Source organism: Gordonia aurantiaca, from assembly GCF_039939235.1.
In the GTDB taxonomy this organism is placed as follows: Bacteria; Actinomycetota; Actinomycetes; order Mycobacteriales; family Mycobacteriaceae; genus Gordonia.
Genome location: NZ_JBDUUF010000001.1, coordinates 619,983 through 645,202, shown reverse-complemented (window position 1 = coordinate 645,202; position 25,220 = coordinate 619,983). Strand labels below are relative to the sequence as shown.

Below are 25,220 nucleotides of genomic sequence, written 5' to 3'. Positions count from 1 at the left end.
CCTACACACTCAGATCGGTAGCTCGGTGTCGGTGACGAAGTGCACCTGGATCCAGACGATGAACTGGTCCCACCAGCCGGTCAGCAACGCGACGCCGACCGCGATGAGCAGGACACCACCGATGATCTGGATGGTCCGGGCGTTGCGGCGCAGCCAACCCAGGCTGCGCAGTGCCCACGCCGACGAGAAGGCGAGGACCACGAACGGCAGCCCCAGACCCAGGCAGTACGCGATGATCAGGGTCACGCCCTTCGCCGCGGTCGCGCCCTCGGTGCCGCTGACGGTCGCGATGACCGACGCGAGGGTCGGCCCCAGGCACGGCGTCCAGCCGAGCGCGAACACCGCGCCGAGCAGCGGGGCGCCGACGAGATTGGACACGCGCACCGGCTCGAACCGGACCTCTCGCTGCAGCGGCCGCACCAGGCCGATGAACACCAGGCCCATCGCGATGGTGACCACCCCACCGAGGCGTTGCAGCAGTTCTCGATTCACCACGAAGGTGCTGGTCACACCCAGGACGGTGGCGGTCGCGGCGACGAAGACGACGGTGAAGCCGAGTACGAACAGGCCGGCCGCGAACGCGACCCGGGAGCGGCCCTTCTTGGTGCCCTCCCCCGGCCGGACGGCCGGGGCCTCGGCGCCGACGAGTCCGGCAAGGTAGGACAGATAGCCGGGAACGAGCGGCACCACGCAGGGCGACGCGAACGAGACCAGGCCGGCCAGCAGGCACGCAGCGAGGGCGAGCAGCAGCGGGCCGCTGGTCACGGTGTCGGCGAAGGTGTCTCCGATCGACGCGGCGAGGACGGTTTCCATCAGGGCTGCCCCGCCGGTTCCGCCGCCACCCGCTCGACGACCTCGTTCAGTTCGGACTCGGAGACGGCCTTGAGGAAGACCGCGGCCGGGCGGTGCTGCCGGTCGAGCACGATCGTCGTCGGGACCACCGAGGTCGGGGTGGTCAACGACGCCAGCGACAGACCCGGGAAGTCGTAGATCGACGGGAACCCGACGTTGCGGTCGATGACGAAGTCCCTGGCGGAATTCCGGTCGTCGCGCAGGTTGATGCCCAGGAACTCGACGCCGTCGGCGCGGTTGCGCTCGTAGACGCGTTCGAGGTCGTCGGCCTCACCGCGGCAGGGTCCGCACCACGAACCCCACACGTTGATGACCACGACCTTGTCGTCGAACTGCTCGTCGGACAGCGACAGCGGCTCCCCGGTCACCAGGTTCTCGCCCTCGAGACCGGCGATGGGCTTGCGGTCGGCGGGCTCGTAGGTGATGACCGTCTGCCCACCCGGCGACACGAACTGGAAGGTGTTCCCCTGCGCGACGGCGTCGTCACCGGTGCTGCAGCCGCCGACCAGCAGGATCAGGGCGGCCGACAGCACGGCCGGCAGGAGGAACTTTCGCACTTTGACTTCTCAGACCTTCGGTTCAGGCACCGGTGGCCAGCGGGTCGGACGCCCCGGCCGGCTCGGAGTAGATGATGTCGACGAGCGCGTCGTCGTCGTAGATCAGGCTGGTCAGCGACGCCAGCGAGCACTGCCGCCGACGCGGGTCGTGCCACAGCCGCTGACCTTCGAGGAACCGGCGCAGCGTGTAGACGGGCAGCTGGTGGCTGACGCACACCGCCTCGTGACCGCGCGCGGCATCGCGGGCCCTGTTGGCCGCCGCCAGCATGCGGTGGGCGAGCTGGATGTAGGGCTCACCCCACGACGGCGTGAACGGGTCGCGCAGCTTGGGCCAGTGCCGGGGCTTGCTGAGTGCGCCGTCGCCGACGGAGACCTTGAGGCCCTCGAAGACGTTGTCGGCCTCGATGAGGTCGTCGTTGGTCTGGATCTCGAGTCCGTGGGCCGCGGCGATCGGGGTCGCGGTCTCCTGCGCGCGCTGCAGCGGCGACGCGAAGACGGCCTTGATGTCGTGGTCGGCGAGTGCGTCGGCGACCTTCTGGGCCTGGGCGCGGCCGTCGGCGGAGAGGTGGAAACCCGGGAGGCGGCCGTAGAGGATGCCCTCCGGGTTGTGAACCTCTCCGTGGCGCATCATGTGGACGATCGTGTGCATCAGGCGTTGTCCCCCGCGGTGGCTGTGGCTGCTGCCTGCGCTGCGGCGGGCAGCGCGTCGGCGATCTGCGAGAAAGCATCCTCGTCGAGTGCGGCGGACACAAACCAGGCCTCGAAGGCGCTCGGCGGTGCGTACACCCCTCGTTCGAGGAGAGCGTGGAAGAACGGCGCGAATCGCCAGGTCTCGGTCGCGTTCACGCCCGCGTAGTCGACGATCGGGGTCTGCGGGTCCGTCGTGAAGAACACACTGAGCAGGTTGCCCGCCTTCTGCACCCGGTGGCTCACGCCGGCGGCCATGAGGGCGTCGGTGAGCAGCGCTGCGAGACGGTCGGCGTTGGCGTCGAGCCTCCGGTAGACCTCGACGTCGGCGTTGCGCAGGTTCGCGAGGCCGGCGGCGACCGCGACGGGGTTACCCGACAGGGTGCCCGCCTGGTAGACGGGTCCGGTGGGCGCGAGGCGCTCCATCACGTCGGCGCGACCGCCGAACGCGGCGGCGGGCAGGCCACCGCTCATCACCTTGCCGAAGGTGTAGAGGTCGCCGGCTACGCCCTCGAGTCCGTACCAACCGCTCGGGCTGACGCGGAATCCGGTCATGACCTCGTCCATGATCAGCAGCGCGCCGTGACGGCGGGTGAGTTCGCGCAGGCCGGCGTTGAAGCCGTCGACCGGCGCGACGGCGCCCATGTTGCCTGCGGCCGCCTCGGTGATGACGGCGGCGATGTCGTCGCCGTGCTCGGCGAAGGCCGACGCGACGGCGCCGAGGTCGTTGTACGGCAGCACCAGGGTGTCGTGGGCCGACGCGCCGGTGACGCCGGGACTGGTCGGCAGGCCGAGGGTCGCGACACCCGAGCCCGCGGAGGCGAGCAGGGCGTCGACGTGGCCGTGGTAGCAGCCGGCGAACTTGATGATCTTGGAGCGTCCGGTGTGGCCGCGGGCGAGACGGATCGCGGACATGGTGGCCTCGGTGCCGGAGTTGACCAGGCGGACCCGTTCCACGGGGTCGACGCGGCCGATGATCTCCTCGGCGAGTTCCACCTCGCCCTCGGTGGGCGCGCCGAACGACAGGCCGCTCGACGCGGCGCGCTGCACGGCCTCGACGACGGCCGGGTGGGCGTGGCCGAGGATCATCGGGCCCCACGACGCGACGAGATCGACGTACGTGTTGCCGTCTGCGTCACGGAGTCGGCATCCCTCGGCGCTGACGATGAAGCGCGGGGTCCCGCCGACCGCGGAGAACGCACGGACCGGGGAGTTGACGCCGCCCGGGGTCGCCTCGCTCGCGCGTGCGAACAGCGCTGCGGAGGCTTCGGTGTGTTCGACCTTGGGGGCGTCAGCGGTACCAGTCACGGCCTACAGTGTTCCAAACGGCACCGGGTGACCCAAATCGCCGCTGGTCAAAGGTGTGACCGGTCACTGGTCGGTGTGCAGGGACGCCTCCCCGGGCGTCATCCGGCGAGGGCCTTTCGGACCTGTTCGGCGATCGCCTCCTGCCCCGCGGCGTTGGGGTGCAGCCTGCCCGGACCCGATGCGGTCATCGGCTCGATCCACCGCTGCGGACCGGCGCAGGCGTCGTGCCCGGCGCTCGGCGGGAGCATGTCGACGAACCGCACGCCCTCCTCGTCGGCCGCGCGACGTCCGGCGTCGTTGACCGCGACCTGCAACCGGCGCAGCAGCGCGAGGTCGCCTGCCGCGACCTTCATCTCCGGGTAGCAGCCCCCGTCCTCGGGCACCAGCCACGGATAGCCGATCAGCAGCACGTCCGCGCTCGGCGCCTTCGATCTCACCTGACGCAATGCCTCGCGCACGGCCGGGTAGATGTCGCGGTCCACGGGGTCGATCAGGTCACGGCCATGACGTTCGGTGCACGGCGCCCCGAGCGGATCGGCCTCGGCGGCCTGCCCGCACAGATCGATGGCGCGACCGTAGGTGCCCTCGTTGTTGCCGCCGATCATCACGGTGACGACGTCGGCGTACCCGTCGAGCGCGTCGAGTTGCGGCAGGACCCCTTCGTACTGTGCTTCGGTGAGGTCGCCGGTGTCGGCGCCGGCGCAGCTGACGTCGACGAGGTCGTAGTCGTCCTCCGCGGCGACGATGTGGGCGAAGTTCCGGCTCGACCGCAGGCAGAAGATCGGCGAGTCCTCGACCAGCGGCCGCACGCCTGTCCCCGACGCGAAGCTGTCGCCGAGGTTCACCAGGCGCACGCGGCCGGGTTCGCGCGCGCTGCTCTCCGCGGCCGAGGACGTGACGGTGTCGTCGGTCTCGGACCGCCCGTCGTCGGCCGAGCATCCGACCGCGAGGGTCGCAACCGCCGCGAGCATTGCGAACCCGCGTAGGGCAGCTCTCCTGCGACCGACTCGGGCGGTTCGTCGTTCGTCCACACCGCCATCGTGCGTGTGCGCGAAGCCGGTCGGCAACCACACCCGGCGCCGGTAGCGTGGGAAAGGCGTCAACCGCAGGCGACAACCGACGACGAGGATGTGAGGCCGCATGAGCTCCAGCGAAGCCGACAGCAAGGACGTGCTCGATCCGCAGGCGATTCTCGACGGCGTGCCGACCGGCCTGTGGATCGACGGGCGGTCGACGCCGGCCGCCTCGGGCAAGACGTTCGAGGTGTTCGATCCGGCCACCGAAGAAGTCCTGACGTCGGTGGCCGACGCGGGGGCCGACGACGCGATCGCCGCGCTGGACTCCGCCGCCGGTGCGGCCGACGACTGGGCCGCGACACCGGCGCGCGAGCGCAGCGAGATCCTGCGCCGCACCTTCGAGCTGCTCACCGACCGTGCCGACGACATCGCCATGCTGATGACGCTCGAACTCGGCCGCGCACTGCCGGACAGTCGTGCAGAGACCAAGTACGGCAACGAGTTCCTGCGCTGGTTCGCCGAGGAGGCGGTGCGCATCGACGGCCGCTTCACACAGGCACCTGCGGGCAACGGCCGAATCCTGGTGGCACACCAGCCCGTCGGCGCATGCCTGGCGATCACACCGTGGAACTTCCCGTTGGCCATGGGAACCCGCAAGATCGGCCCGGCGCTGGCGGCGGGCAGCGTCATGATCGTAAAGCCGGCGCGCGAGACGCCGCTGACGATGCTCGCGCTGGCCGAGGCGTTCGCCGAGGCGGGCCTGCCTCCGGGTGTGTTGTCGGTGCTGCCGACCAGTTCGAGCGGCAAGGTGTCGTCGGCGCTGATCTCCGACGACCGGATCAAGAAGATCAGCTTCACCGGGTCGACGCCGGTCGGCCGGATTCTGTTGGGACAGGCCGCCGAACGTGTGCAGCGAACCTCGATGGAGCTGGGCGGGAACGCCCCGTTCCTGGTGTTCGACGACGCCGACGTCGACGCCGCTGTCGAAGGCGCGTATCTGGCGAAGATGCGCAACGGCGGCGAGGCCTGCACCGCCGCCAACCGGTTCCTGGTGCAGTCCGGCATTGTCGAGGAGTTCACCGCCAAGCTCACCGAGAAGATGTCACAGGTCGTGATGGGTCCCGGCTATCGGGAAGGTGTCACGCTCGGGCCGCTGGTCAACGCCGACCAGCGGGACAAGGTCGCCGCCGCGGTCGAGCAGGCGGTGGCCGACGGCGCCCGCGTGCGGCTGGGCGGCGAACGACCGTCGGGCCCCGGGTTCTTCTATCCGGCAACGGTTCTCGACAACGTCGACCCGTATGCGCCGGTAACCCGCGAGGAGATCTTCGGCCCGGTCGCGGTGATCAGCGCGTTCGACTCCGAGGACGACGGGATCGCCGCGGCGAATTCCACCGAGTACGGCCTGGCGTCGTACTTCTACAGCCGCGACCTGGAGCGCTGCATGCGGGTGGCCGCGCGCCTGGAGTCGGGCATGGTCGGGGTGAACCGCGGCGTGATCTCCGACGCGGCAGCGCCGTTCGGCGGGATCAAGCAGTCCGGCATCGGCCGCGAGGGTGGCAGCGAAGGCATCGAGGAGTACCTGAACGTCAAGTACGTCGCACTGACCTGAACCGCGCGAAGGCACCTTTCCGGTGGGTCGAGGCGGTTTGTTGCAGTTACGTGAGTGACTGGTGATTCAGATGTTATCTCCTGGGGCGGCGCGAGTCGGTCATCGCCTCTAGACTTCGAGGTCATGCGTCTGCGAAGAATCATGTCCACGGTCGCCCTGACCGCGGCGGTGCTCACCGGCGGTGTGGCCGTGTCCGCAGCGGGCGACGTCAACGTCACGAAGATCGAAACGGCAGCGGTCAGCACCGATTTCGGCAGCGTCGACCTCGGCAGCTCGGAGCTCGGCACCCCGAACAGCATGTTCCTGTGGGAGAGCCCGCCGACCCGCTACATCGTCGTGCTGGGCGCCAAATTCGGCACCTGGGGCGAGACGCCGGAGATCATGAACCGACGCCTGAATGTCGCGGCGAAGCTGGCCAAGCAGCACCCGTTCAACCGGGTCATCCTGTCCGGCGGCGACACCCACTGGCTGCCGATCACCGAGGCCCAGTTCATGAACATCGGCATGATCCGACGCGGAATCCCGGTGTGGCAGATGGTCAACGAGGGAGCCTCGACCTCCACCGTCCAGAACGCGCAGAACACCGTGCGTATGCTCAAGCGCCTGGGCGCCACCGGCGCGCTGATCGTGACCAACGGCTTCCACATGGAACGCGCCATGAAGAACTTCCGCGACGCCGCGAAGGCCCAGGGCGCGAGGCTGGTGTTCCGGCCGGCGTACGCGTAGGAACCACTGCGGCCGGAGCCCGGTGAGAGGACTCCCCGGGGGCGGTTCGAGATCTTCGATTGCATGAGGACACCACCACCAGGAAGTCCGGGTTTGTCGATTCGTCGAGCGACTACTACCGAAAGTAGTTGCTGTGCATGACAATTCGACTGTAGATTACGAACCGGGATTGTCATTCCCCTCTTCTGGAATGTGGGTATGGCTTTCGAGTTCGGCACCCTCGACCCCGCCGGGGACCACCCCGGCGCAGGGTCCGCGGAGTTGGGGTTCGACGCATTCGCACCCCTCGCCGAGCTCTCCCCGCAACAGTGGGTCGACACCGCGGTATATGCGTGGTCGATGAACGCGGCCGGCATGTGCAACGTGCTGATCGCCGCCTCGTTGACCCACGAACGCCGAGAGGTAACCGCTGTGCCGGTTCCACCACCGCGTCAAGACCTTCGGACGGTGAATGGACACCCAGGACGCCTACATGTCGATCTGGTTCGACGCACCCACCGGCCACACCTACCCCGGCAACCCGTTCACCGGACGAGACCTGTTCGCGGCGTTGAAAACCCAATCACCCGACCACCCCGCCCGACAACGGCTCGCCGATGAACGCGCCAACCGCACCGACGCGCATCGTCGCCAACAAGACGAGTGGGACCGCAACAACCCACCACCCTTTTGACCGAGTGAATGAAGCTCGTCGGAGTCGAACAGCAACGAGATCTGCGCAACGAGTCTCTTCAGTGGCGGCTCCGTCTCGCGCATGCCGAAGGGAACGCCCCTCGGCAGCTCGCCCGGTGCATCGAACCCGACCCTCCCGAGAACAATTCGCCCCGCCGACGGTGGTCGGCGGGGCGAATTCCCTTGGTGAGCTGGTGAGCTAGACCGTGCTCATCGAAGCAACGCGCGGCTCATGACGACGCGCTGGATCTGGTTGGTTCCCTCGTAGATCTGAGTGATCTTGGCGTCGCGCATCATGCGCTCGACCGGGAAGTCGCGGGTGTAGCCGGCGCCGCCGAAGAGCTGGACGGCGTCGGTGGTGACCTCCATGGCCACATCCGAGGCCAGGCACTTCGAGGCCGACGAGATGAAGCCGAGGTTCTTCTCGCCGCGCTCGGCGCGGGCGGCGGCGGTGTAGACCATGAGGCGCGCGGCCTCGACCTTCATCGCCATGTCGGCGATCATGAACTCGACACCCTGGAACGAGGCGATCGGCTTGCCGAACTGCTTGCGGTCCTTGACGTATTCGATGGCCTTGTCGAGCGCACCCTGCGCAATGCCGACGGCCTGGGCGCCGATGGTCGGGCGGGTGTGGTCGAGGGTCTGCAGGGCGGTCTTGAAGCCGGTGCCCTCGTCGCCGATGATGCGGTCGAGCGGGATGGTGCAGTCCTCGAAGTACAGCTCCGCGGTGGGCGAACCCTTGATGCCGAGTTTCTTCTCCAGCGGGCCGACGGTGAAGCCGGGATCGTCCTTGTGGACCATGAACGCCGAGATGCCGTTGGCACCCTTCTCCGGGTCGGTGACGGCCATGACGGTGTACCAGGTCGACTTGCCGCCGTTGGTGATCCAGCACTTGGAGCCGTTGAGGACCCAGTTGTTGCCGTCCTTGCGGGCGCGGGTCTTCATGCTCGCAGCGTCCGAGCCGGCCTCACGCTCGGAGAGCGCATAGGAGGCCATGGCCTCACCCGAGGCGATCGACGGCAGGACCTTCTGCTTCAGCTCCTCGGAGCCGTTGAGGATCAGGCCCATGGTGCCGAGCTTGTTCACGGCGGGGATCAGCGACGACGAGGCGCACACGCGGGCGACCTCTTCGATCACGATGCAGGCGGCGATCGAATCGCCACCCTGGCCGCCGTACTCCTCGGGGACGTGGATGGCGTTGAAGCCCGAGGCGTTCAGCGCGGCGAGCGCCTCCTCCGGGAAGCGCGACTTCTCGTCGACGTCGGCGGCGTGCGGCTCGATCTCCTTCTCGGCGAGCGAGCGGATCGCCTCGCGCAGCGCCACATGCTCCTCGGGGAGCTGGAAGACGTCGAAGTCGGGATTTCCGTAACCCATGACAACTCCTCACGGCACGGGGTGCCAATATCGGTGGTTGACTACCAGTGCAACACGGCACTGAGTGCCATGTCAATGTGCTGCGCCCCGGCGGGACGGCCACCCACGCCACCGATTGTCCTCGCCAGGTCCCGCCGTGTCCGAGACCTGCGAAAACCCGTCACGGTTTCCGGAGTTGCTCCTGTACCCGGAGCGCGATCTCGTCGGGCGATGTCCCGGCCGGATAGGTCACCACCGTGACCTGTCGCTCGTCGACACCCGGCCCGCGTCCGGCACCGAGTGCCGCACGGACACGCGCCAACTCGATCCGCAGCCGTTCGAGGGTCGCCTCCTCGTCGCCGCGGATCATCTGCCGCAGCAGGAAATTGTGGGTGCCGGTGATCGCCGCGACATAGGCGACGATGTGCACCGGCGGCTCGTCGGGCAGCTCCCGTCGCAGGAACTCCTCGAAGGCGCCCTGGTACCGATAACTGGTCACCAGCTCGCGATCACGGAGCGCAGGGACCTCCTGGACCACCTGGGCGCGGCGCACCGCCAGGTCGCGGTCCCGCTCGAAGTGGCTGAACACCACCTCGGCCGCCGCGCACACCGCCGACCACGGGTCACCCTCGTACGACGCGAGGGCCTCGCCGACCTGCGCGAGCAGGGATTCGTGGTCGGCGAAGATGACGTCTTCCTTGGACCCGAACTGGCGGAAGAACGTCCGGCGCGACATACCGGCCGCCGACGCGATCTGCTCGACCGTCGTCGACTCGTATCCGTGCTCGCTGAACAGACGGATCGACTCTGCGACGACGAGCATGCGGAAGCTCGCACTGTCGACATCGGCAACTGACATGGGTCAAGTATCAACCACACGACGGCCGTCATTCGTACAGTCCTCGCGGGCGGTGTCCGGCGCCGAATAGGATCTGACGACGATGACCCAATGGCCCCAAGGGAATCCCGGCACCCACGGACGACACCCGCAATGCCCACAGGTGTGGAATCCCACCCCGCCGCAGCCCGCGCACCCTCCCGTCCTCCGGACCGAGATGATCGCCGATGAAGGGCTCGCGAAGCGGATACGACGCGACGACGGCGGGCGCTCCATCGCGGCGTGGGCGGCGTTGTTCGTCGGCGCGCAGATCTTGTTCCTGGCCACCTCCTGGCTCACCGGATCCCGTGACCGCGACACGCTGCTGCTGCTGTCGTGCCTGCTCGTCGCCGGTGGGGTCGCGAGCGTCCTCATCTTCACGGTGATCAGGCCGGCGATGCTGCGGCGTCACTACGGACCCGGAACCCGCCTGGCAGCGGAGTTCGGGCCCGATTTCGTCGCCTTCACGACGGGTTCGACCCGGCAGATCATCCGCACCTCCCAGATCGACCGAGTCGTGGTGGACCGGAGTGTGATCCGTATCCGGGGAAACGGGCACTTCGCGGAGCGGATCGTCATCCCGCTGGAACTGGTTCCCCCACACGTCGCCCTCGGGTTGCGGCAACGCTTCGACGACGAGAGGAGCCGACGGTGGGTGTGAGCAACGGCGATGCCGCGCGCGACGCCGTCATCCGAACCGAGATGATCGCCGACGAGGGACTCGCGAAGCGCATCGAGCGCGAGAACGGACTCGGCGGCCTGCTCGCGCGTATCGCCCCGGTGCTGGTGGGTCTGGGGATCGTCGTCGTGGCCGGATACCGGAGCTCGCCGGACGACCATGGGGTCCGCGCTGCACTGATCGCCTGTTTCGTGTTCTTCACCGTCTTCGTGGCCCTGCTCGTGACCGTGTTCATCCCGAGCCGGATCCGACGCGCCCACGCTCCCGGCACGTCACTGCGTGCCGAGTTCGGCCCCGACCACATCTCGTTCATCTCCGGCACCGGACGACAGGACATCCAACTGTCCCGGGTGTCCGGAATCGTGTTGGGCCGCACGGTGATCCACCTCAGGGAACAAGGCAACAACGGCGAGCGCGTCGTGCTCCCGAGGGAGCTGGTGCCGCCGCAGGTCGCTCGCGAACTCGGGCAGCGGTTCGGCGGCAGGCGCTCGTTCTTCTGGGCCTGACCGGCCCCACGCCCGAGGACCGGGAAGAAAGCGCACCCGGGAAACACCCCAGCAGTCACACGAGTGACATATCGGCTACCGGTCGGCCTGCCGAAGGTCGTTCTCAGGGCGTATTCCGCTGGCGGGGCTCAGACCCGCGTCGCCGAGCCGGTATCTCCCCGCCCGAACACACCCGTCGAGAGCAAGGGCGCGCGCTCGTCCTCGCCGGCGACATAGCCGCGGCGCGGGCCCACCCGGACACGACGGACCGCGGGCACGCCGTCGTGCGCGGAACGCCCGTCGTGCCCGAGGGTCTCGGCGGCGTCACTCCGTGCGGGCACGCTCACGCAGCTCACCCTTCAGGACCTTGCCGGTGGGCGTGCGCGGCAGGTCGCCCGCGAACACGATGTCCCGCGGCACCTTGTAACCGGCCAGCAAACGCCGGCCGTGCTCGATGAGTTCCTCGGCCGTCAGCGTCGCACCCGGGTGCAGCAGGACGTAGGCGCGCGGACGCTCACCCCACTTCTCGTCGGGGACACCGATCACCGCGACGTCGACGACGGCGTCGTGGCTCACCAGCGCCTGCTCGACCTCGATCGTGGAGATGTTCTCGCCCCCCGAGATGATGATGTCCTTGGCGCGGTCACGCAGCTGGATGTAGCCGTCGGGATGCATGACGCCGAGGTCGCCGGTGTGGAACCAGCCGCCCGCGAACGCCTTTCGCGTCTCCTCCTCGTCGCGGAAGTAGCCGGCCATCACGTTGTTGCCCCGCAACACGATCTCGCCCATGGTCTCGCCGTCGGCCGGGACGTCGGTCAGCGGCAGCGTGTCCTGGAGCACGACGCGGGCATTCTCGGCCTGCACCATGCCCACACCCTGCCGCGACAGCTTGGCCGCGCGCTCGCCGGGATCCAGTGCGGTCCAGGCATCTTGGTACTCGCAGATGGTGTACGGCCCGTACACCTCGGTGAGCCCGTAGACGTGGACGACGGTGACGCCGATCGCCTCCAGCGCGCCGATGACGGTCGGCGACGGCGGCGCGCCTGCCGTGGTGATGCGCAGCGGACGGTCGAGCTTGTGGGCGCGCGGCGAGCCGACGATGGTGGTGCACACGGTCGGGGCGCCGCACATGTGGGTGACGCCGAGATCGTCGATCGCGTCCCAGATGGCCTCGGCCCGCACCGCGCGCAGGCATATGTGGGTACCGCCGGCGTGGGTGACCGCCCACGGGGTGCACCAGCCGTTGCAGTGGAACATCGGCAGCGTCCACAGGTAGCGGGTCCGGCCGGTGAACTGGTTGTGGAAGGTCTCGCCGAAGGAGTTCAGGTACGCACCTCGGTGGGTGTACATGACGCCCTTTGGCTTGCCGGTGGTGCCCGACGTGTAGTTGATCGCGATGATCGCGTCCTCGTCGTCGACCGTCCACGGGATCGGCGTCGGGTCGAGCTCGTCGGCCCCGGTCAGATGGTCCTCGTAGGCGACGAGGCCGGGGATGCCGGCCCCGGCCACGGGACCCGGCGTCACGCCGAACTCGGGGTCGGCGATCTCGACGACGGTCTCCACCTGCGGCACTTCGCCGATGATCGCGGCGACGGTGTCGCGGAACTCGGCGTCGAAGTACAGCGCCTTGGCACCGGAGTGCTCGAGGATGTAGACCAGCTCGGGTCCGGCCAGGCGCGAGTTCAGCGCGACGAGCACACCGCCGGCGAGCGGCACGGCGAAGTGCGCGATGAGCATCTCCGGGATGTTCGGGGCCAGGTACGCGACGCGATCACCGGGCGCGATCCTCGACCTCAGCACCCGGGCGAGGCGCTGCACGTGGTCGGCGAACTCGGCGTAACTGTGCCGGCGCTGCCCGTAGAGGATGGCGTCGCGGTCCGGGAACACCGACGACGTGCGTTCGAGGAACCGGAGCGGGCTGAGTTCGGAGCGGTTGGCCCCGCCCCAATCGCTGGTCGACGAACCCAGGCCCGTCACTGGTGCATCCGGGGTGGACACCGACATCTCTCCTCCAGGGTTTATCTCGCCCGCGTCACTTCGCCGGGGCTCATGTGACGGCCCATACACAGACGGCGGATCAGGCTACTCATGCCCGGCAAACCCCGGCACCCCCCGAAGAGGGGGTTCGGCGCCGAACCCGTGACCGGATCGGTGCAGAGTCCAAACCGATGGGGACAGCCACAAAACGTGGGTCGCGCGTCACAGGGCTACGTACGGTGGATTCATGTCGACTCCCACCGAGCGCTCCGAACCCACTCGTCCGCACACGCCGATCGCCGAGAAACCGACGGTCGACGACCCGGTCACCCCGGCCGACGTCGAACCCGACGACGACCTGTCCGCCGACGAGCGGGCGCTCCTCGTCGACAACCTCCGATTCGTCCTCGACGGGCGATGGCGCAGCGTCCGCGAGACCGTGCGCGAGAACTCCAACCGCGCCGACCTGCTGCCCGACCCGTCGCTCACGCTCGACGAGGCGCGCGAGCGCATCCTCGGGATCATGCGGGAACTGGCGTCGCAGGGCTTCGCGGCCGCAGGGTTCGCCGCCGACCACGGCGGTACCGGCGACATCGGCGCGTCGATCACCGCGATCGAGATGCTCGGCTACGCCGATCTCTCGCTGATGGTCAAGGCCGGCGTGCAGTGGGGCCTGTTCGGCGGGGCCGTGGAGAATCTCGGCACCGAACGTCACCACCGGAAGTACGTGCCGGGGATCATCGATCTCGACGTCCTCGGTTGTTTCGCGATGACCGAGACCGGCCACGGCTCCAACGTGCAGGCCATCGAGACGACGGCGACCTACGACCGCGACACCCGCGAGTTCGTCATCCACTCCCCCACCCCGTCGTCGCGCAAGGACTACATCGGCGGCGCCGCGAAACACGCGCAGTACGCCGCGGTCTTCGCCCAGCTGATCACCGGCGGGCCCGGTGAGGAGCCGACGGGCCGCGGCGTGCACTGCTTCGTGGTGCCGATCCGCGACGCCGACGGCAACGACCTGCCGGGCATCACTACGAGCGACTGCGGGTACAAGGGCGGCCTGGCCGGCGTCGACAACGGCCGGATCATGTTCGATCAGGTCCGCATCCCGGCAGAGAACCTGCTGAACCGGTACGCCGACGTCGCCGAGGACGGCACCTACAGCTCGCCGATCGAGAACGAGAACCGGCGCTTCTTCACCATGCTCGGCACCCTGATCCGCGGCCGCGTGTCCGTCGCCGCGACCGCCGGCGCCGCCGGACGCAAGGCACTGACCCTCGCCACGCGGTACGGGCTGATCCGCAAGCAGTTCGAGGCACCGGACGGCACCGACGAGATCACCGTACTCGACTACCTCGGCCATCAGCGCAAGCTGCTGCCGTTGATCGCGAAGTCCTACGCCATCGCCTTCGCCCAGAACGAGATCACCGCCGAGCTCCACGACGTGCAGTCGGCGGCGCCCGACGACTCCGACGCCGGCCGTCAGCGTCAGCTCGAGGGTCAGGCCGCGGGGCTCAAGGCGTACGCCACCTGGCATGCCTCGCATGCGATCAACGTCAGCCGCGAGGCCTGCGGCGGCGCCGGGTACCTCGACGAGAACCAGATCTCCGTCATCCGCGGCGACATCGATGTCTTCACCACCTTCGAAGGTGACAACACGGTCATGATGCAGCTCATCGCCAAAGAACTACTGTCGTCGTATTCCGAAGACGTGCAGGGCCTTTCGGCCGGCGGTTGGGTCAAGTTCATCGCCGGCATGGCCCGCGACGTGGTGGCCGAGAAGACCGCGGTCCGGCAGGTGGTGCAGACGCTGCTCGACAGCTCCGACGAGGACACCGAGAAGTCGGCGCTCACCAACCGAGGCACTCAGATCCGCTTGTTCCGCAACCGCGAGGATCATCTGGTCCGCACCTGTGCGCAGCGGCTGCGCCGGGCACTCGACGACGACAACGACGCCTTCGACGTGTTCAACAACGCCCAGGACCATTTGCTGAAGGTCGGGCATGCACACATCGAACGTGTGGTTCTCGAGGCGTTCATCGAGGCCATCGAGAACTGCGATTCGCGTTCCGCCGCAGACCTCCTGGGCAAGGTGTGCGACCTTTTCGTCTACTCCGCCCTCGAGGCGGACCTGTCCTGGTTCATGATGCACCGCCACATCTCGGTGGAGCGCGCCAAGGCGGTCCGGCGCGGCGTGAACGAACTCTGTCAGGAGCTGCGGCCGCACGCCCGCACCCTCGTCGACGCCTTCGGCGTCCCCGAGGAACTGCTGCGCGCGCCCATGCTCGTCAACGGCTGAGCCCCCGCAACACCGTCGGCGTACCTGCGCCCGGCCCGCATGGGCCGGGCGCCTGTCGTTTTCCGTCGATCGTGCGGGTTTGAAATCCGATCGGCGGGGCACCCTGTCCGCGACGCCGCTGTGTAGAAGGCCGCTGCGACGCATCACGACGACTCGGCTCTGCCCGCACCGGCTCCGGCGACGGGCGAAACACCACGAATGGCAGGGGAATCCATGTTCCGCCACACCGATTACATGCAATTCGACGTCAAGCCCGAGAAGCCCGACCCCGTCTACGCCCGCAAGCTGCAGGAGCTGCTCGGCGGAGCCTTCGGCGAGATGACGGTGACGATGCAGTACCTCATGCAGGGCTGGAACTGTCGCATGAAGGGCAAGTACAAAGACCTCATCATGGACATCGCGACCGAGGAGATCGGTCACGTCGAGATGATCGCCACGATGGTGGCCCGGTTGCTCGAGGGCGCGCCCGTCACCGACTCCACCACCAACGCGCTCGGCGATCCCGTGGTGGCCGCGGTCCTCGGCGGGTCCGATCCCACCCAGGCGGTTTTCTCCGGCGGCGGCCCGCGTCTCGCCGACTCCAACGGCGTGCCGTGGAATGCCGGCTACATCGTGCACAGCGGCAATCTGCTCGCCGACTTCCACGCCAACGTCACCGCCGAGGCCCAGGGACGCGTGCAGACCGCGCGCCTGTGGCACATGACCGACGACCCCGGCGTCAAGGACATGCTGCGGTTCAACCTCGCCCGCGACACCCTCCACCAGAACCTGTGGCTCAAGGCCATCGAGGAACTCAAGGAGGACGGCCTCGAGGGGACCATCGCCCCCGACGCCCTGTTCGACGAGGAGTACGGCGAGCACGCGAGCACCATCTGGCACCTGTCCGACGGCGAGGACGCCGCCAAGGGCGGCTGGGCCAGTGGACCGACACCCGACGGCCAACACGAGTTCAAGTACCTCACCGACCCGCAGCCGCTGGGCGACCGCCAATCCGGTCCGCCCCCGGATCCGAAGCTCTATGCGACCTACGATGGCGCCATGGGGACGCCGCAGAAGCCGCAGTTCGGCACGGAGAAGGGCGTCATCGGCAAGATCAAGGACGCCGTCGATCCGGACCCGACCGGCTAGATCCACGACCGAGCGCCCGCCGCGGACCCCGAATGCACCACACCGGGGTTCGCGGCACGTCACGTCAACGAATCGCCCGGCGTCGTTCGAACCCCACGGCGTCCGAACCCCACGGCCGCCGACCACGGAGGAAGCTCATGATCGCCCTACCCGACCTGCTCACGACCCCGTTCCGATGGGCCGCCGCGCTGCGCCACGCCCGGGTGTTCCATCCCGACGGCCTGCTGTGCGGCGGCAAGGCGTCGGTGTCCGGGGATCACCCGTTGCCGTTCCGCACCGGCCCCGTGATCGTCCGTCTGTCGAAGGGCATCGGCACCCCGGGCAGCCTGCCCGACATCGTCGGGGTCGCGATCCGCTTCCCCGGCACCGGCGGCAATCCCGAGTCGAGCGCCGGCGCGTGGGATCTGCTGCTCGCCGGACCGGCGCCGTTGTCGGGACGCGTCCCGATCCCGCTGCCGTCGACGCACTGGGCGCCGACCGCGGTCTCCAGCCTCACGCCCTACCGGTTCGACAACGAGCTGTACTGGATTCGTGCCCGTATCGAAGAGCCCACCGGCCCGTCGGGCCTGTCGATCGAGGACCTCGCCGCGTGCCTGCGGATGAACCGGAAGATCGTCCTCATCCTCGAGGCCGGGTTCGGTCGCTTCGTACCCATCGCGCGCATCGAGCTCGACCATGCGCTGACCGGTCTGGATGTCGACTTCGATCCGATCCTCAACCGGCCCGACGGTGTCGAGTTCGCCCCGTCGTGGCTCGGCGACCTACGCCGGCGCGCCTACCGCGAGAGCCGCGAGGGGCGTCACTCGGCGGTGTCCTGACCTTTCTCCGGCTCGCCCGCCGCCTTCTCGCGCCCCTCCGGGCCGGGCTGCACCGACCGCTCCGGAGCGGGCTCGGCGCGCTTCTTCGGGCCGAGCCCCATCCGCGCGGCGGCATGCGCCTGCATGAGTTCGCTCCGGAACCGCTCGACGTCCCGCGCCCACGCCTGCGCGAGCTTGCCCGATCTCAGCCGGACGCCGACGCCCTTGCGCCGCCGCGGCACCCCGTGCAGCTCGCCGAGAGCGGGCGCGCTCTCCCAGTCCTCGGGGGTCGGACCGTTGTTCGCAGGGAAGATCTTCTCGATGTCGGCCAGCTCGATCGTCACCGCGCCCTGACGGAGCGTCGTCTCGGTGAGTTCCACGCTGACGTGCTTGCGTGCCGCGGACACCTGCACGACGGAGAACCCGACCAGCAGGACGAGGAAGACGATCAGGACCGGCCAGTGCACCGGCCCCGGCGACGACAACTCCAGGGCCAGTACGGCACCGACGAGGACCGGACCGATGAGAATGACCCACCAACTGCCGCCGGGCTCGTGGAACAGCACCTCGCCCGGATCGTCCTCGGGAGCGGAGGAGTCGCGGATCTCGTCGGTCACGGTGTCTCGATCAGAATTCTAGGTCGGGGCGCGGTCACGGCCTGGGCTTGCGCGCGTCGCCGCGCTTCCTGCGCGGTTCGGGCTCCTTGCCGGTGTACCAGCGTTCGGAGTCCGGACGGTAGGCCAGCAGCGAGCCGAACAGGCCGATGATGCCGGCGACCAGCGTGAGCGCGAACAGCGGCGAACCGAGGCCGACGCTCAGGAACAGCAGCATGGCCACGACGACGAGCGTCAGGGCGGACAACGACGACCGCCACCGGGCGTCGCCGGTGAAGGCCTTGCTGCCCAGCAGGATGTACGCGACACCGACCACGAGCACAAGGACGCCGAGCGCACCCGACGCCACGGTTCCCGAGTCGTCGAAGACCGAGACGACTAGTACGAGGGCGCCGAGGAGCCCGAGCAGCAGACCCGAGGCGAGCCAGCATCGGTAGGCCCAGACGACGAGTTTCGGACGCTGCGCCGGGTCGGGACTTGTCACTGCTTGTTCGATCCTTCGCTGTCGGGAACGGAGTTCTCGGTTCCGGCACCGTCGCGACTGGCCTCTGCCGAGTCCTCGTGCGGGGCATCACCGGATCGATTGCCACCATACGGCGTGGCGCCGGTTGGCGGCGGCGTCTGTGACGCAGACCTGTGCGGGTCCTGGCCGGATGTCGGCTGACCGTACTGCTGCTGCCCGTGCGGCTCGGTGTGCGGATTCTGCGCGCCGTACGGGTTCTGACCGTACTGATCCTGACCGTACTGATCCTGACCGTACTGATCCTGCCCGTACTGATCCTGACCGTGCGGGACCTGCGAGTACGGACCCTGCGCATGCGGCGGCTGCCCGTAGGGGTTCTGCGCGTAGGGATTCTGCGCGTAGGGGTTCTGCGCGTAGGGGTTCTGCGCATGCTGTCCCTGACCGTATGGGCCCTGGGCATATGGGCCCTGGGCATAGGTGTTCGGTGCGTACGGGTTGGGCCCGTACGGATACGGCCCGGGGACCGGCGGCGCCTTGTGCGCCTTGCGCTCCTGGGCCATCCGACGGCAGTACCGCTCCGACTCGCCCCGCATGAGCAGCACGGTCGCGCCGAGCGCGGCCACACCGGAGAGCACCAGCGGGATCATCGCCCAGGCCGGCGAGACGTCGGCGAAGAACGAGAACACCATGTCGACGATGACATAGACGCCCATCGCGCCGAGCAGGACGCGCGCCCAGTTGTACCCCTTGCGGGTGAGCCAGACGACGAGCGCGGTGATCGCCACGAGAACGACGGTCATCGCCACGAGCACGCCCACCACGAAACCCGACGACGTCAGCGTGTTCAGCTGATCCGGGGTCAGGCCCTCCGGCGGGTTGTCGCGCACCGATTCACGGAAGGCGTCGACGGTGCTGCCGGTCTGCGCGAACCGTCCGACGATCTGGCCGACCACCACCACGATCCACAGCTCGAGGGCGATCGCGATGGACTCCGGGATCGACGGACGCGGTCGCGGGTCGGTGACGGACGACGATCCGGGGGACGGCGCCCCGGAGGACGGATCGATGGGTGCGGACATGGTCCCCAGCCTAGGACAGCAGTTCGGCGACCTCGGTGGCCCAGTACGTGAGGATGATCGACGCACCCGCCCGGCGGATGGAGGTCAGCGACTCCAGGATCGCGGCGTCGCGGTCGATCCAGCCGCGTTCGGCGGCCGCGGTGATCATCGAGTACTCGCCGCTGATCTGGTAGGCGGCCACCGGCACGTCGCTCATCTCGGCGACGTCGCGGACGATGTCGAGGTAACTCATCGCGGGCTTCACCATCACGATGTCGGCGCCCTCCTCGAGGTCCAGCCGGACCTCGCGCAGGGACTCGATGCGGTTGGCCGCGTCCTGCTGGTAGGTGCGCCGGTCGCCCTGCAACGACGAACCGACGGCCTCGCGGAACGGGCCGTAGAACGCCGAGGCGTACTTGGCCGCGTAGGCGAGGATGCCGGTGTCGGTGAAGCCCGCGGCGTCGAGGACCGCCCGGATCGCGGCGACCTGGCCGTCCATCATCCCGCTCGGACCCAGCAACCGGGCGCCCGCGCGGGCCTGGGCGAGCGACATCGCGACATACCGGTCGAGGGTCTCGTCGTTGTCGACGCGGCCCCGGCCGTCGAGAACGCCGCAGTGTCCGTGGTCGGTGAACTCGTCGAGACAGGTGTCGGCCATCAGGACGGTCGAGTCACCCAGATCGTCGGTCAGCGCGCGCAAGGCACGGTTGAGGATGCCGTCGTCGGAGTCCGCGGCCGAACCGGTGGCGTCCTTGTCCTCCTCCTTCGGCACCCCGAACAGCATCAGGCCGCCGACGCCCGCCTCGACGGCCTCCGCCGCGGCCTTGCGCAGCGAATCCATCGTGTGCTGCACGACGCCGGGCATCGACGAGATCGGACGGGGATCGTCGATGCCGTCGGCGACGAACATCGGCAGCACGAGTTGCCTTGGGACGAGCGTGGTCTCGGCGACCAGTCGCCGCATCGCGGCGGTGGTGCGCAGCCGGCGGGGACGGATCAGCGGTGCCATGTCACGCGCCCCGCTCACGAACGCGACCGACGGGACTTCTTGCGCGGCGGGGGCAGTGCGCCCTCGGCACGCAGCCGGGCCGCGTGCTCGGCGAGCGCGTCGACCAGCTCGATGACCGAGGCGTTCTCCGGCTGCACGTCCACGCGCAGGCCGAATTCCGTTGCGGTCTCCGCGGTCTTGGGGCCGATGCAGGCAACGATGGTGCGCGCGTGGGGCTTTCCGGCGATGCCGACCAGGTTGCGGACCGTCGAGCTGGAGGTGAAGCAGACCGCGTCGAAGCCGCCGGTCTTGATCATCTCGCGGGTCTCCGCGGGCGGCGGTGCGGCACGCACGGTGCGGTACGCGGTCACGTCGTCGATCTCCCAGCCGCGGTCGCGCAGACCCTCGGAGAGGGTCTCGGTGGCGATGTCGGCACGCGGCAACAGGACACGGTTGACCGGATCGAAGACGTCGTCGTAGGGCGGGAAGTCCTCGAGCAGGCCGAGCGAGCTCTGCTCACCGGACGGCACGAGTTCGGGGTTGATGCCGAACGAGCGCACCTTGTCCGCAGTGGCCTCGCCGACGCAGGCGATCTTCACGCCGGAGAACGCGCGGGCGTCGAGACCGAACTCGGCGAACTTCTCCCACACGGCGCGCACCGCGTTGGTGGAGGTGAACACCACCCACTGGTAGCGGCCGTCGACGAGTCCCTTGACCGCGCGCTCCATCTGCGCGGGGCTGCGCGGCGGCTCGACGGCGATCGTCGGAACCTCCTTGGGGATGGCACCGTGGCTGACGAGCCGCTCGCTCATGTCGGCGGCCTGGTCCTTGGTGCGCGGCACCAGGACGGTCCAGCCGTAGAGGGCGCGCGACTCCCACCACGAGAGCTTGTTGCGGGCGCCGACGACCTTGCCGACGGTCACGACCAGCGGGCCGGTCAGCGCATTGCCCTGCTCGTTGAGGGTCGCGAGGGTGGCCTCGATGGTGCGCTGGGCGCAGGTGGTGCCGTTGATGGTGATCGCGGCGGGGGTCTGCGGCGCCATGCCGTGCTCGGTGAGCGCACTCGCGGTCTCGGCGAGGTGGCCGGAGGTCGCGTGCAGCACCAGCGGGCCCGGGGCGGCGGCCAGCGCGGCCCAGTCGACCTCGCCGCGCACGTCGGCCTCGGTGTGCGTGGAGCCCAGCGGCATGCCGGCGTAGCTCGGGACGACCGATGCGGCGGGCAGGCCCGGCAGCACCTCGAAGGTGACCGAGGTGCGGGCGACTGCGTTGACCTCGGCCAGCACCGAGTCGGTGGTCAGCGGGTCACCGGAGACGACGCGCACGACGTCCTCGCCGTTGCGCGCGGCGGCGACCAGGGTCTTGGCGACCTCGGCCGGATCGCCGAGGGCCGGGCGAACGATTTGCTCCTCCTCGGCCTTCTCGGCCTCGGGCGCGGTCTGGTTCTCGTCCTTGGCTGCGTCCTCGCCCTTGGCGTCGGCAGCCTTGTCGGCCTTCTTGGTCGAACGGCGAGTGTTCGGTGCGGGTTCTTCGCGATGCGCGCTGCCGATCAGCGAGACCACCGTCGACGGCACATCGGGGTCAATGTAGGCCGTGGTCGCGTTCACGATCACGGTGCGTGCCCGCACGGTGAGCAGGTCAGGATCACCTGGACCCGACCCCACGAACAGGATCCGTCCGGGGTTTGCCTTCTTCGTACGGCTCATGGGTTCGCACTCTCCTGCCCTCTGCCTCGAGGGCTGCAGTTCGTTCTCTGCTAGGGAGAGTTGACGAGTTCGCCCGCTCCCAGCTCCAGCAGTTCGGCGGCGAGGTCCTTGCCCAACTGGACGGCCCGATCGACGGGGCCCACCACCGAGGCCCGGATCACGTCGGATCCGTCCTCGGCCGCCACCGCCGCGCGTAGCGACAGTTCGGCGAAGATGCGCCCGTCGTCGTCGATCGACTCGACCACCTCGGCGATCGCACCGACCGGTGCGGTGCATCCGGCCTCGAGGGCCGCGAGCACCGACCGTTCGGCCTCGATGGCCGCACGGGTGGACGGGTCGTCCAACTCGGCGAGTATTCTCACCAGTTCGGCATCGTCTGAGCGGCACTCCACAGCGAGAGCACCCTGCGCCGGAGCCGGCAGCATGACCACCGGATCGAGCGCCTCGGTGACCACTTCGGTCCGTCCGATCCGCACGAGCCCGGCCCGGGCGACCACGACTGCGTCGAGTTCGCCGCTGGCGACTTTGCCCAACCGAGAATCTAGGTTGCCTCTTAGGGGGCGGATTTCCAAACCGAGACCCAATGCTCTAAGCTGTGCGGCCCTGCGCGGTGCCGAGGTCCCGACCACCGAGCCCGGCGGCAGCTCGCCCAGTACCAGTCCGTCCCGGCTGACCAGCGCGTCCCGCGGATCGACGCGGGTCGGGACGGCCGCGATGGTGAGGTCCGGCTCCGCGGCGGTCGGCAGGTCCTTGTACGAGTGCACCGCGACGTCCACCTCGTTCTTGCGCAGCGCCACGCGGATCGCGGTGGTGAACACGCCGACGCCGATCTCGGCGACCGGCCTTGCCGACGCGTCGCCCTCGGTCTTGATGATCACCAGTTCGGCGGGGTGGCCGGCCGCCGTCAGCGCGTCGGCGATGGTCTGCGCCTGGGTGGTGGCCAGCAGCGAACCACGGGTGCCGATCCGGATCGGCGAGGATGCCGGGCTCATCGGTCGCCCTGCTCGCCCGCAGCGTCGGTGGTGAACCGGTCGGGAGCCGAAACCGACTCCGCCGCACCGGGCTTCAGCTCGAAGAGCTCGCGCAGCGCCTCGGCGTAATGATCGCCGTTCGGGGTCGAGGCGAGCTGCTTGACGCGCACGGTCGGCGCGTGCAGCAGCTTGTCGACCACGCGGCGGACGGTCTTCGCGATCTCGTCGCGCTGGCTGCTCTCGAGGTCGGGCAGACGGGTCTCGAGGCGCAGGATCTCGGCCTCCACCACGTCGGCGGCGCGCTGGCGCAGCGCGGCGACGGTCGGGGTGACCTCGGCCTGTCGCTGGTGGGTCAGGTAGTCGGCGAGCTCGGACGCGACGATCGAGCGGGCCGCGAGGGTGTCGTTCTCGGCGGCCTGGGTCGCCGAGTCCCCGCGCAACCCCTCGATGTCGACGACGTGCACGCCGGGCAGGCGTGCGGCAGCCGGGTCGACGTTGCGCGGGAGCCCCAGGTCGCAGATGACCAGCGGAGACGTGTCGTCGTTGCGGTTGCGCTCGGCGAGGGCCGAATGCACCGCACCCACGGTCACCACGGCCCCGACGGAGCCGGTCGCGCTCACGACGATGTCGGCGGCGGCCATCACGCGCGGCAGGTCGTCGAGACCGACGCCGTGGACGGTGATGCCGTGATTGGCGGCGATGCTGTCGGCCAGGTGGCGCGCGTTCTCGACCGTGCGGTTGACGACGTAGAGCTCGGTGACGCCCTCGCGTGCGAGCTGCGCGGTGGCCAGGCCGCCCATCGCACCGGCACCCACGACCACCGCGCGGCGCAACCGGTGCGCGCCGGTCGCGGGATCGGTGAGCAACCCCTTCGCGCGGTGCAGGGCGACGGAGACCACCGACGCACCGGCACGGTCGATGCCGGTCTCGGTGTGCACGCGCTTGCCCACCCGCAGGGCCTGCTGGGCGAGCTCGTGGAGGACACGGCCGGCCGAGTCGTTGGCGTCGGCACTGAGGTAGGCGTTGCGGATCTGCCCGAGGATCTGCTGCTCGCCGACGACGAGCGAGTCCAGGCCGGCGGCGACGGTGAACAGGTGCTCGACCGCCGCCTCGGAGTAGCGCACGTAGGCGAAGCGGGTCATGTCGTTGACGGTCATCCCCGAGTGGTCGCCGAGGACCTCCCCGACCGCCTCCAGCGCCGGATGGAACGCGTCGACGACGGCATAGATCTCGACGCGGTTGCAGGTCGAGACGACCATGGCCTCGGAGATCGCCCGCGATGACAGCAGCCGGTCGACGAGCTTCGGACGGTCATGGTCGGAGACCGCCAACCGCTCCAGCACCTCCACCGGCGCACTTCGGTGCGATACCCCGAACAACAGAACACTCACGCTGTCACCGTTTCTTCACCCATTGCGTTTCCCTGGCGCCCGTCGGCCGCCTTCACCTCGCGAGGCGGCGCGGAGACGTCGTCGCGTGAGGAGATCTCGAGGGCGTTGCGTGCAGTCTGCGCAGCTTGCGTGGCGCCGCGGGAGGCCTGAAACGTCAACACCTGTAGCTCCAAGGCTAGATCAACTTGTCTGACGACGACATCCGCCTCTGCCGTCAAGGACACGGGCGTGACGTTGAGCACCTGTCGCACACCGGCCGCGACGAAGGCGTCGAACGCGTCGCGGGCGTCCTCGTCGGAGGTGGCCACCACCCCGATCTCGACCGCCGGGCGCATCCGCCCGCAGACCTTCGCGATGTCGGACAATGGGGCGATGACCGGCCCCCCGACCTGGAGAGATGTCCCGACCAGGGCGGGATCGGCGTCGAACATCGCGGCCACCTGGAAACCGCGACCGAACCCGGTGTGCGCGAGCAGGGCGTGTCCGAGTTGCCCGGCCCCGGCCAGCGCGACGGTGTGGACGCTGTCCGTGTGCAGCGTCATGGAGATCCGGGCGGTGAGACGACCGACGTCATACCCGACGCCGCGCACCCCGTTGGCGGCCACGTACGACAGGTCCTTGCGCAGGATGGCGGGGTTCACCCCGGCGGCGGTGGCGAGCTCGTTCGAAGAGGCCACCAGGACGCCGCGCCGGCTGAACGAGCGCAACACGTGGAGATAGGTCGCCAGGCGCGCCACGGTCGGCGCGGGGATGTCCGGAGCGGACGGCAGCGGTGCGGAATCGGCCGACGACGAAGGAGGGTCGGCGTCGCCCGACTTCCGACGATCGGCGCCCACATTCACCCCCACATCTCTTCGCTCACAGGTTCTGTCGAGGATATAACCCCCTTGTGAATCTCTTCACACGGGGTGCGGAATCAGCCCACCTGTGTTAAACGAAACCCCCGTTACGCGATCGCCAAGATCCGACAGACCGCCCACCTGCGACAACCGCGCCCGGTTGCTTCC

The 25,220-nt window shown here is 69.0% G+C and carries 25 protein-coding genes; 8 read left to right on the top strand and 17 right to left on the bottom strand.

Translation table 11 applies throughout. From position 1 onward, the window contains the following. Positions 1 to 9: 9 nt before the first annotated feature. The 5 genes from ABFT43_RS02965 to ABFT43_RS02945 all read right to left on the bottom strand — a co-directional run bounded on the left by ABFT43_RS02965 (position 10) and on the right by ABFT43_RS02945 (position 4,375). Entirely contained in the window at positions 10 to 813 is an 804-nt protein-coding gene (locus ABFT43_RS02965) for a cytochrome c biogenesis CcdA family protein (protein WP_347958900.1), read from the bottom strand. Next, entirely contained in the window at positions 813 to 1,409 is a 597-nt protein-coding gene (locus tag ABFT43_RS02960; protein WP_347958899.1) for a TlpA family protein disulfide reductase, read from the bottom strand. Before ABFT43_RS02960 ends, ABFT43_RS02965 begins: the two co-directional genes overlap by 1 nt. 22 nt (positions 1,410 to 1,431) lie before the next feature. After that, positions 1,432 to 2,058 (bottom strand): histidine phosphatase family protein, encoded by a 627-nt coding sequence (locus ABFT43_RS02955; protein ID WP_347958898.1) that lies wholly within the window; start codon positions 2,056 to 2,058, stop codon positions 1,432 to 1,434. Next, the gene (gene hemL / locus ABFT43_RS02950; protein ID WP_347958897.1) at positions 2,058 to 3,404 is read right to left on the bottom strand and encodes a glutamate-1-semialdehyde 2,1-aminomutase; all 1,347 of its coding nucleotides are present in this window, start codon (positions 3,402 to 3,404) and stop codon (positions 2,058 to 2,060) included. Before hemL ends, ABFT43_RS02955 begins: the two co-directional genes overlap by 1 nt. Before the next feature lie 98 nt (positions 3,405 to 3,502). Next, positions 3,503 to 4,375: an SGNH/GDSL hydrolase family protein gene (locus tag ABFT43_RS02945; protein ID WP_347958896.1), complete on the bottom strand. Its 873-nt coding sequence runs from the start codon at positions 4,373 to 4,375 to the stop codon at positions 3,503 to 3,505. Between the two features lie 169 nt (positions 4,376 to 4,544). Here ABFT43_RS02945 and ABFT43_RS02940 point away from each other — a divergent pair, with 169 nt between their 5' ends. From ABFT43_RS02940 to ABFT43_RS02930, 3 genes are all read left to right on the top strand, one after another. Further along, complete coding sequence (locus tag ABFT43_RS02940; RefSeq protein ID WP_347958895.1) at positions 4,545 to 6,029, top strand: NAD-dependent succinate-semialdehyde dehydrogenase; 1,485 nt, start codon at positions 4,545 to 4,547, stop codon at positions 6,027 to 6,029. A gap of 123 nt (positions 6,030 to 6,152) precedes the next feature. Then, a complete protein-coding gene (locus tag ABFT43_RS02935) occupies positions 6,153 to 6,755 on the top strand; it encodes a YdcF family protein (RefSeq protein WP_347958894.1) in 603 nt (200 codons plus the stop codon). A gap of 451 nt (positions 6,756 to 7,206) precedes the next feature. Next, positions 7,207 to 7,428, top strand: a complete 222-nt coding sequence (locus tag ABFT43_RS02930; protein WP_347958893.1) for a hypothetical protein — start codon at positions 7,207 to 7,209, stop codon at positions 7,426 to 7,428. Between the two features lie 209 nt (positions 7,429 to 7,637). On the opposite strand, the gene ABFT43_RS02925 is transcribed toward ABFT43_RS02930, so the two are convergent. Beyond that, positions 7,638 to 8,801, bottom strand: coding sequence for an acyl-CoA dehydrogenase (locus ABFT43_RS02925; RefSeq protein WP_347958892.1), 1,164 nt, complete (start codon positions 8,799 to 8,801; stop codon positions 7,638 to 7,640). 160 nt (positions 8,802 to 8,961) lie between these two features. Continuing rightward, on the bottom strand, positions 8,962 to 9,639 hold the full coding sequence (locus tag ABFT43_RS02920) for a TetR family transcriptional regulator (protein ID WP_347958891.1): 678 nt from the start codon (positions 9,637 to 9,639) through the stop codon (positions 8,962 to 8,964). A gap of 196 nt (positions 9,640 to 9,835) precedes the next feature. On the opposite strand from ABFT43_RS02920, the gene ABFT43_RS02915 reads away from it, so the two are divergent. Together ABFT43_RS02915 and ABFT43_RS02910 are read left to right on the top strand one after the other, a co-directional pair. Next, on the top strand, positions 9,836 to 10,318 hold the full coding sequence (locus tag ABFT43_RS02915; RefSeq protein ID WP_347958890.1) for a hypothetical protein: 483 nt from the start codon (positions 9,836 to 9,838) through the stop codon (positions 10,316 to 10,318). After that, entirely contained in the window at positions 10,309 to 10,842 is a 534-nt protein-coding gene (locus ABFT43_RS02910) for a hypothetical protein (protein WP_347958889.1), read from the top strand. Before ABFT43_RS02915 ends, ABFT43_RS02910 begins: the two co-directional genes overlap by 10 nt. Before the next feature lie 128 nt (positions 10,843 to 10,970). Here ABFT43_RS02910 and ABFT43_RS02905 read toward each other — a convergent pair whose 3' ends face one another. After that, entirely contained in the window at positions 10,971 to 11,168 is a 198-nt protein-coding gene (locus tag ABFT43_RS02905) for a hypothetical protein (protein WP_347958888.1), read from the bottom strand. Then, a complete protein-coding gene (locus tag ABFT43_RS02900) occupies positions 11,146 to 12,825 on the bottom strand; it encodes an AMP-binding protein (RefSeq protein WP_347958887.1) in 1,680 nt (559 codons plus the stop codon). Before ABFT43_RS02900 ends, ABFT43_RS02905 begins: the two co-directional genes overlap by 23 nt. A 220-nt stretch (positions 12,826 to 13,045) precedes the next feature. Here ABFT43_RS02900 and ABFT43_RS02895 point away from each other — a divergent pair, with 220 nt between their 5' ends. The 3 genes from ABFT43_RS02895 (at position 13,046) to ABFT43_RS02885 (ending at position 17,046) form a co-directional block, all read left to right on the top strand. Continuing rightward, complete coding sequence (locus ABFT43_RS02895; protein ID WP_347958886.1) at positions 13,046 to 15,100, top strand: acyl-CoA dehydrogenase family protein; 2,055 nt, start codon at positions 13,046 to 13,048, stop codon at positions 15,098 to 15,100. Positions 15,101 to 15,313: 213 nt separating this feature from the next. Further along, positions 15,314 to 16,228, top strand: coding sequence for a manganese catalase (locus ABFT43_RS02890; RefSeq protein WP_347959255.1), 915 nt, complete (start codon positions 15,314 to 15,316; stop codon positions 16,226 to 16,228). A 137-nt stretch (positions 16,229 to 16,365) separates the two neighbouring features. Further along, positions 16,366 to 17,046 carry a hypothetical protein gene (locus tag ABFT43_RS02885; RefSeq protein WP_347958885.1) on the top strand — a complete coding sequence of 227 codons (681 nt, stop codon included), beginning with the start codon at positions 16,366 to 16,368 and terminating at the stop codon, positions 17,044 to 17,046. Here ABFT43_RS02885 and ABFT43_RS02880 read toward each other — a convergent pair. The 8 genes from ABFT43_RS02880 to ABFT43_RS02845 are packed head-to-tail and all read right to left on the bottom strand — an operon-like array spanning position 17,028 to position 25,049. Next, on the bottom strand, positions 17,028 to 17,642 hold the full coding sequence (locus ABFT43_RS02880; RefSeq protein ID WP_347958884.1) for a DUF3093 domain-containing protein: 615 nt from the start codon (positions 17,640 to 17,642) through the stop codon (positions 17,028 to 17,030). The genes ABFT43_RS02885 and ABFT43_RS02880 overlap by 19 nt on opposite strands. A 34-nt stretch (positions 17,643 to 17,676) precedes the next feature. Then, positions 17,677 to 18,123, bottom strand: a complete 447-nt coding sequence (locus tag ABFT43_RS02875; protein ID WP_347958883.1) for a hypothetical protein — start codon at positions 18,121 to 18,123, stop codon at positions 17,677 to 17,679. Beyond that, the gene (locus ABFT43_RS02870) at positions 18,120 to 19,181 is read right to left on the bottom strand and encodes a hypothetical protein (protein ID WP_347958882.1); all 1,062 of its coding nucleotides are present in this window, start codon (positions 19,179 to 19,181) and stop codon (positions 18,120 to 18,122) included. The genes ABFT43_RS02875 and ABFT43_RS02870 overlap by 4 nt, the downstream gene beginning before the upstream one ends. A 10-nt stretch (positions 19,182 to 19,191) precedes the next feature. Beyond that, positions 19,192 to 20,169 (bottom strand): porphobilinogen synthase, encoded by a 978-nt coding sequence (gene hemB, locus ABFT43_RS02865; RefSeq protein WP_347958881.1) that lies wholly within the window; start codon positions 20,167 to 20,169, stop codon positions 19,192 to 19,194. A 14-nt stretch (positions 20,170 to 20,183) separates the two neighbouring features. Next, positions 20,184 to 21,851, bottom strand: a complete 1,668-nt coding sequence (locus ABFT43_RS02860; protein ID WP_347958880.1) for a bifunctional uroporphyrinogen-III C-methyltransferase/uroporphyrinogen-III synthase — start codon at positions 21,849 to 21,851, stop codon at positions 20,184 to 20,186. Positions 21,852 to 21,901: 50 nt separating this feature from the next. Then, positions 21,902 to 22,843: a hydroxymethylbilane synthase gene (hemC, locus tag ABFT43_RS02855; RefSeq protein ID WP_347958879.1), complete on the bottom strand. Its 942-nt coding sequence runs from the start codon at positions 22,841 to 22,843 to the stop codon at positions 21,902 to 21,904. After that, on the bottom strand, positions 22,840 to 24,213 hold the full coding sequence (locus ABFT43_RS02850; protein ID WP_347958878.1) for a glutamyl-tRNA reductase: 1,374 nt from the start codon (positions 24,211 to 24,213) through the stop codon (positions 22,840 to 22,842). The genes hemC and ABFT43_RS02850 overlap by 4 nt, the downstream gene beginning before the upstream one ends. After that, positions 24,210 to 25,049 carry a redox-sensing transcriptional repressor Rex gene (locus tag ABFT43_RS02845; protein ID WP_347958877.1) on the bottom strand — a complete coding sequence of 280 codons (840 nt, stop codon included), beginning with the start codon at positions 25,047 to 25,049 and terminating at the stop codon, positions 24,210 to 24,212. Before ABFT43_RS02845 ends, ABFT43_RS02850 begins: the two co-directional genes overlap by 4 nt. Positions 25,050 to 25,220: the final 171 nt, after the last annotated feature.

Coding starts and splice junctions, on each gene's coding strand:
- ABFT43_RS02965 (WP_347958900.1), bottom strand. CDS start 813: ATGGAAACCGTCCTCGCCGCGTCGATCGGAGACACCTTCGCCGACACC.
- ABFT43_RS02955 (WP_347958898.1), bottom strand. CDS start 2,058: ATGCACACGATCGTCCACATGATGCGCCACGGAGAGGTTCACAACCCG.
- ABFT43_RS02945 (WP_347958896.1), bottom strand. CDS start 4,375: ATGCTCGCGGCGGTTGCGACCCTCGCGGTCGGATGCTCGGCCGACGAC.
- ABFT43_RS02940 (WP_347958895.1), top strand. CDS start 4,545: ATGAGCTCCAGCGAAGCCGACAGCAAGGACGTGCTCGATCCGCAGGCG.
- ABFT43_RS02935 (WP_347958894.1), top strand. CDS start 6,153: ATGCGTCTGCGAAGAATCATGTCCACGGTCGCCCTGACCGCGGCGGTG.
- ABFT43_RS02930 (WP_347958893.1), top strand. CDS start 7,207: ATGGACACCCAGGACGCCTACATGTCGATCTGGTTCGACGCACCCACC.
- ABFT43_RS02925 (WP_347958892.1), bottom strand. CDS start 8,801: ATGGGTTACGGAAATCCCGACTTCGACGTCTTCCAGCTCCCCGAGGAG.
- ABFT43_RS02920 (WP_347958891.1), bottom strand. CDS start 9,639: ATGTCAGTTGCCGATGTCGACAGTGCGAGCTTCCGCATGCTCGTCGTC.
- ABFT43_RS02915 (WP_347958890.1), top strand. CDS start 9,836: ATGATCGCCGATGAAGGGCTCGCGAAGCGGATACGACGCGACGACGGC.
- ABFT43_RS02900 (WP_347958887.1), bottom strand. CDS start 12,825: ATGTCGGTGTCCACCCCGGATGCACCAGTGACGGGCCTGGGTTCGTCG.
- ABFT43_RS02895 (WP_347958886.1), top strand. CDS start 13,046: ATGTCGACTCCCACCGAGCGCTCCGAACCCACTCGTCCGCACACGCCG.
- ABFT43_RS02890 (WP_347959255.1), top strand. CDS start 15,314: ATGTTCCGCCACACCGATTACATGCAATTCGACGTCAAGCCCGAGAAG.
- ABFT43_RS02885 (WP_347958885.1), top strand. CDS start 16,366: ATGATCGCCCTACCCGACCTGCTCACGACCCCGTTCCGATGGGCCGCC.
- ABFT43_RS02870 (WP_347958882.1), bottom strand. CDS start 19,181: ATGTCCGCACCCATCGATCCGTCCTCCGGGGCGCCGTCCCCCGGATCG.
- hemB (WP_347958881.1), bottom strand. CDS start 20,169: ATGGCACCGCTGATCCGTCCCCGCCGGCTGCGCACCACCGCCGCGATG.
- ABFT43_RS02860 (WP_347958880.1), bottom strand. CDS start 21,851: ATGAGCCGTACGAAGAAGGCAAACCCCGGACGGATCCTGTTCGTGGGG.
- hemC (WP_347958879.1), bottom strand. CDS start 22,843: ATGAGCCCGGCATCCTCGCCGATCCGGATCGGCACCCGTGGTTCGCTG.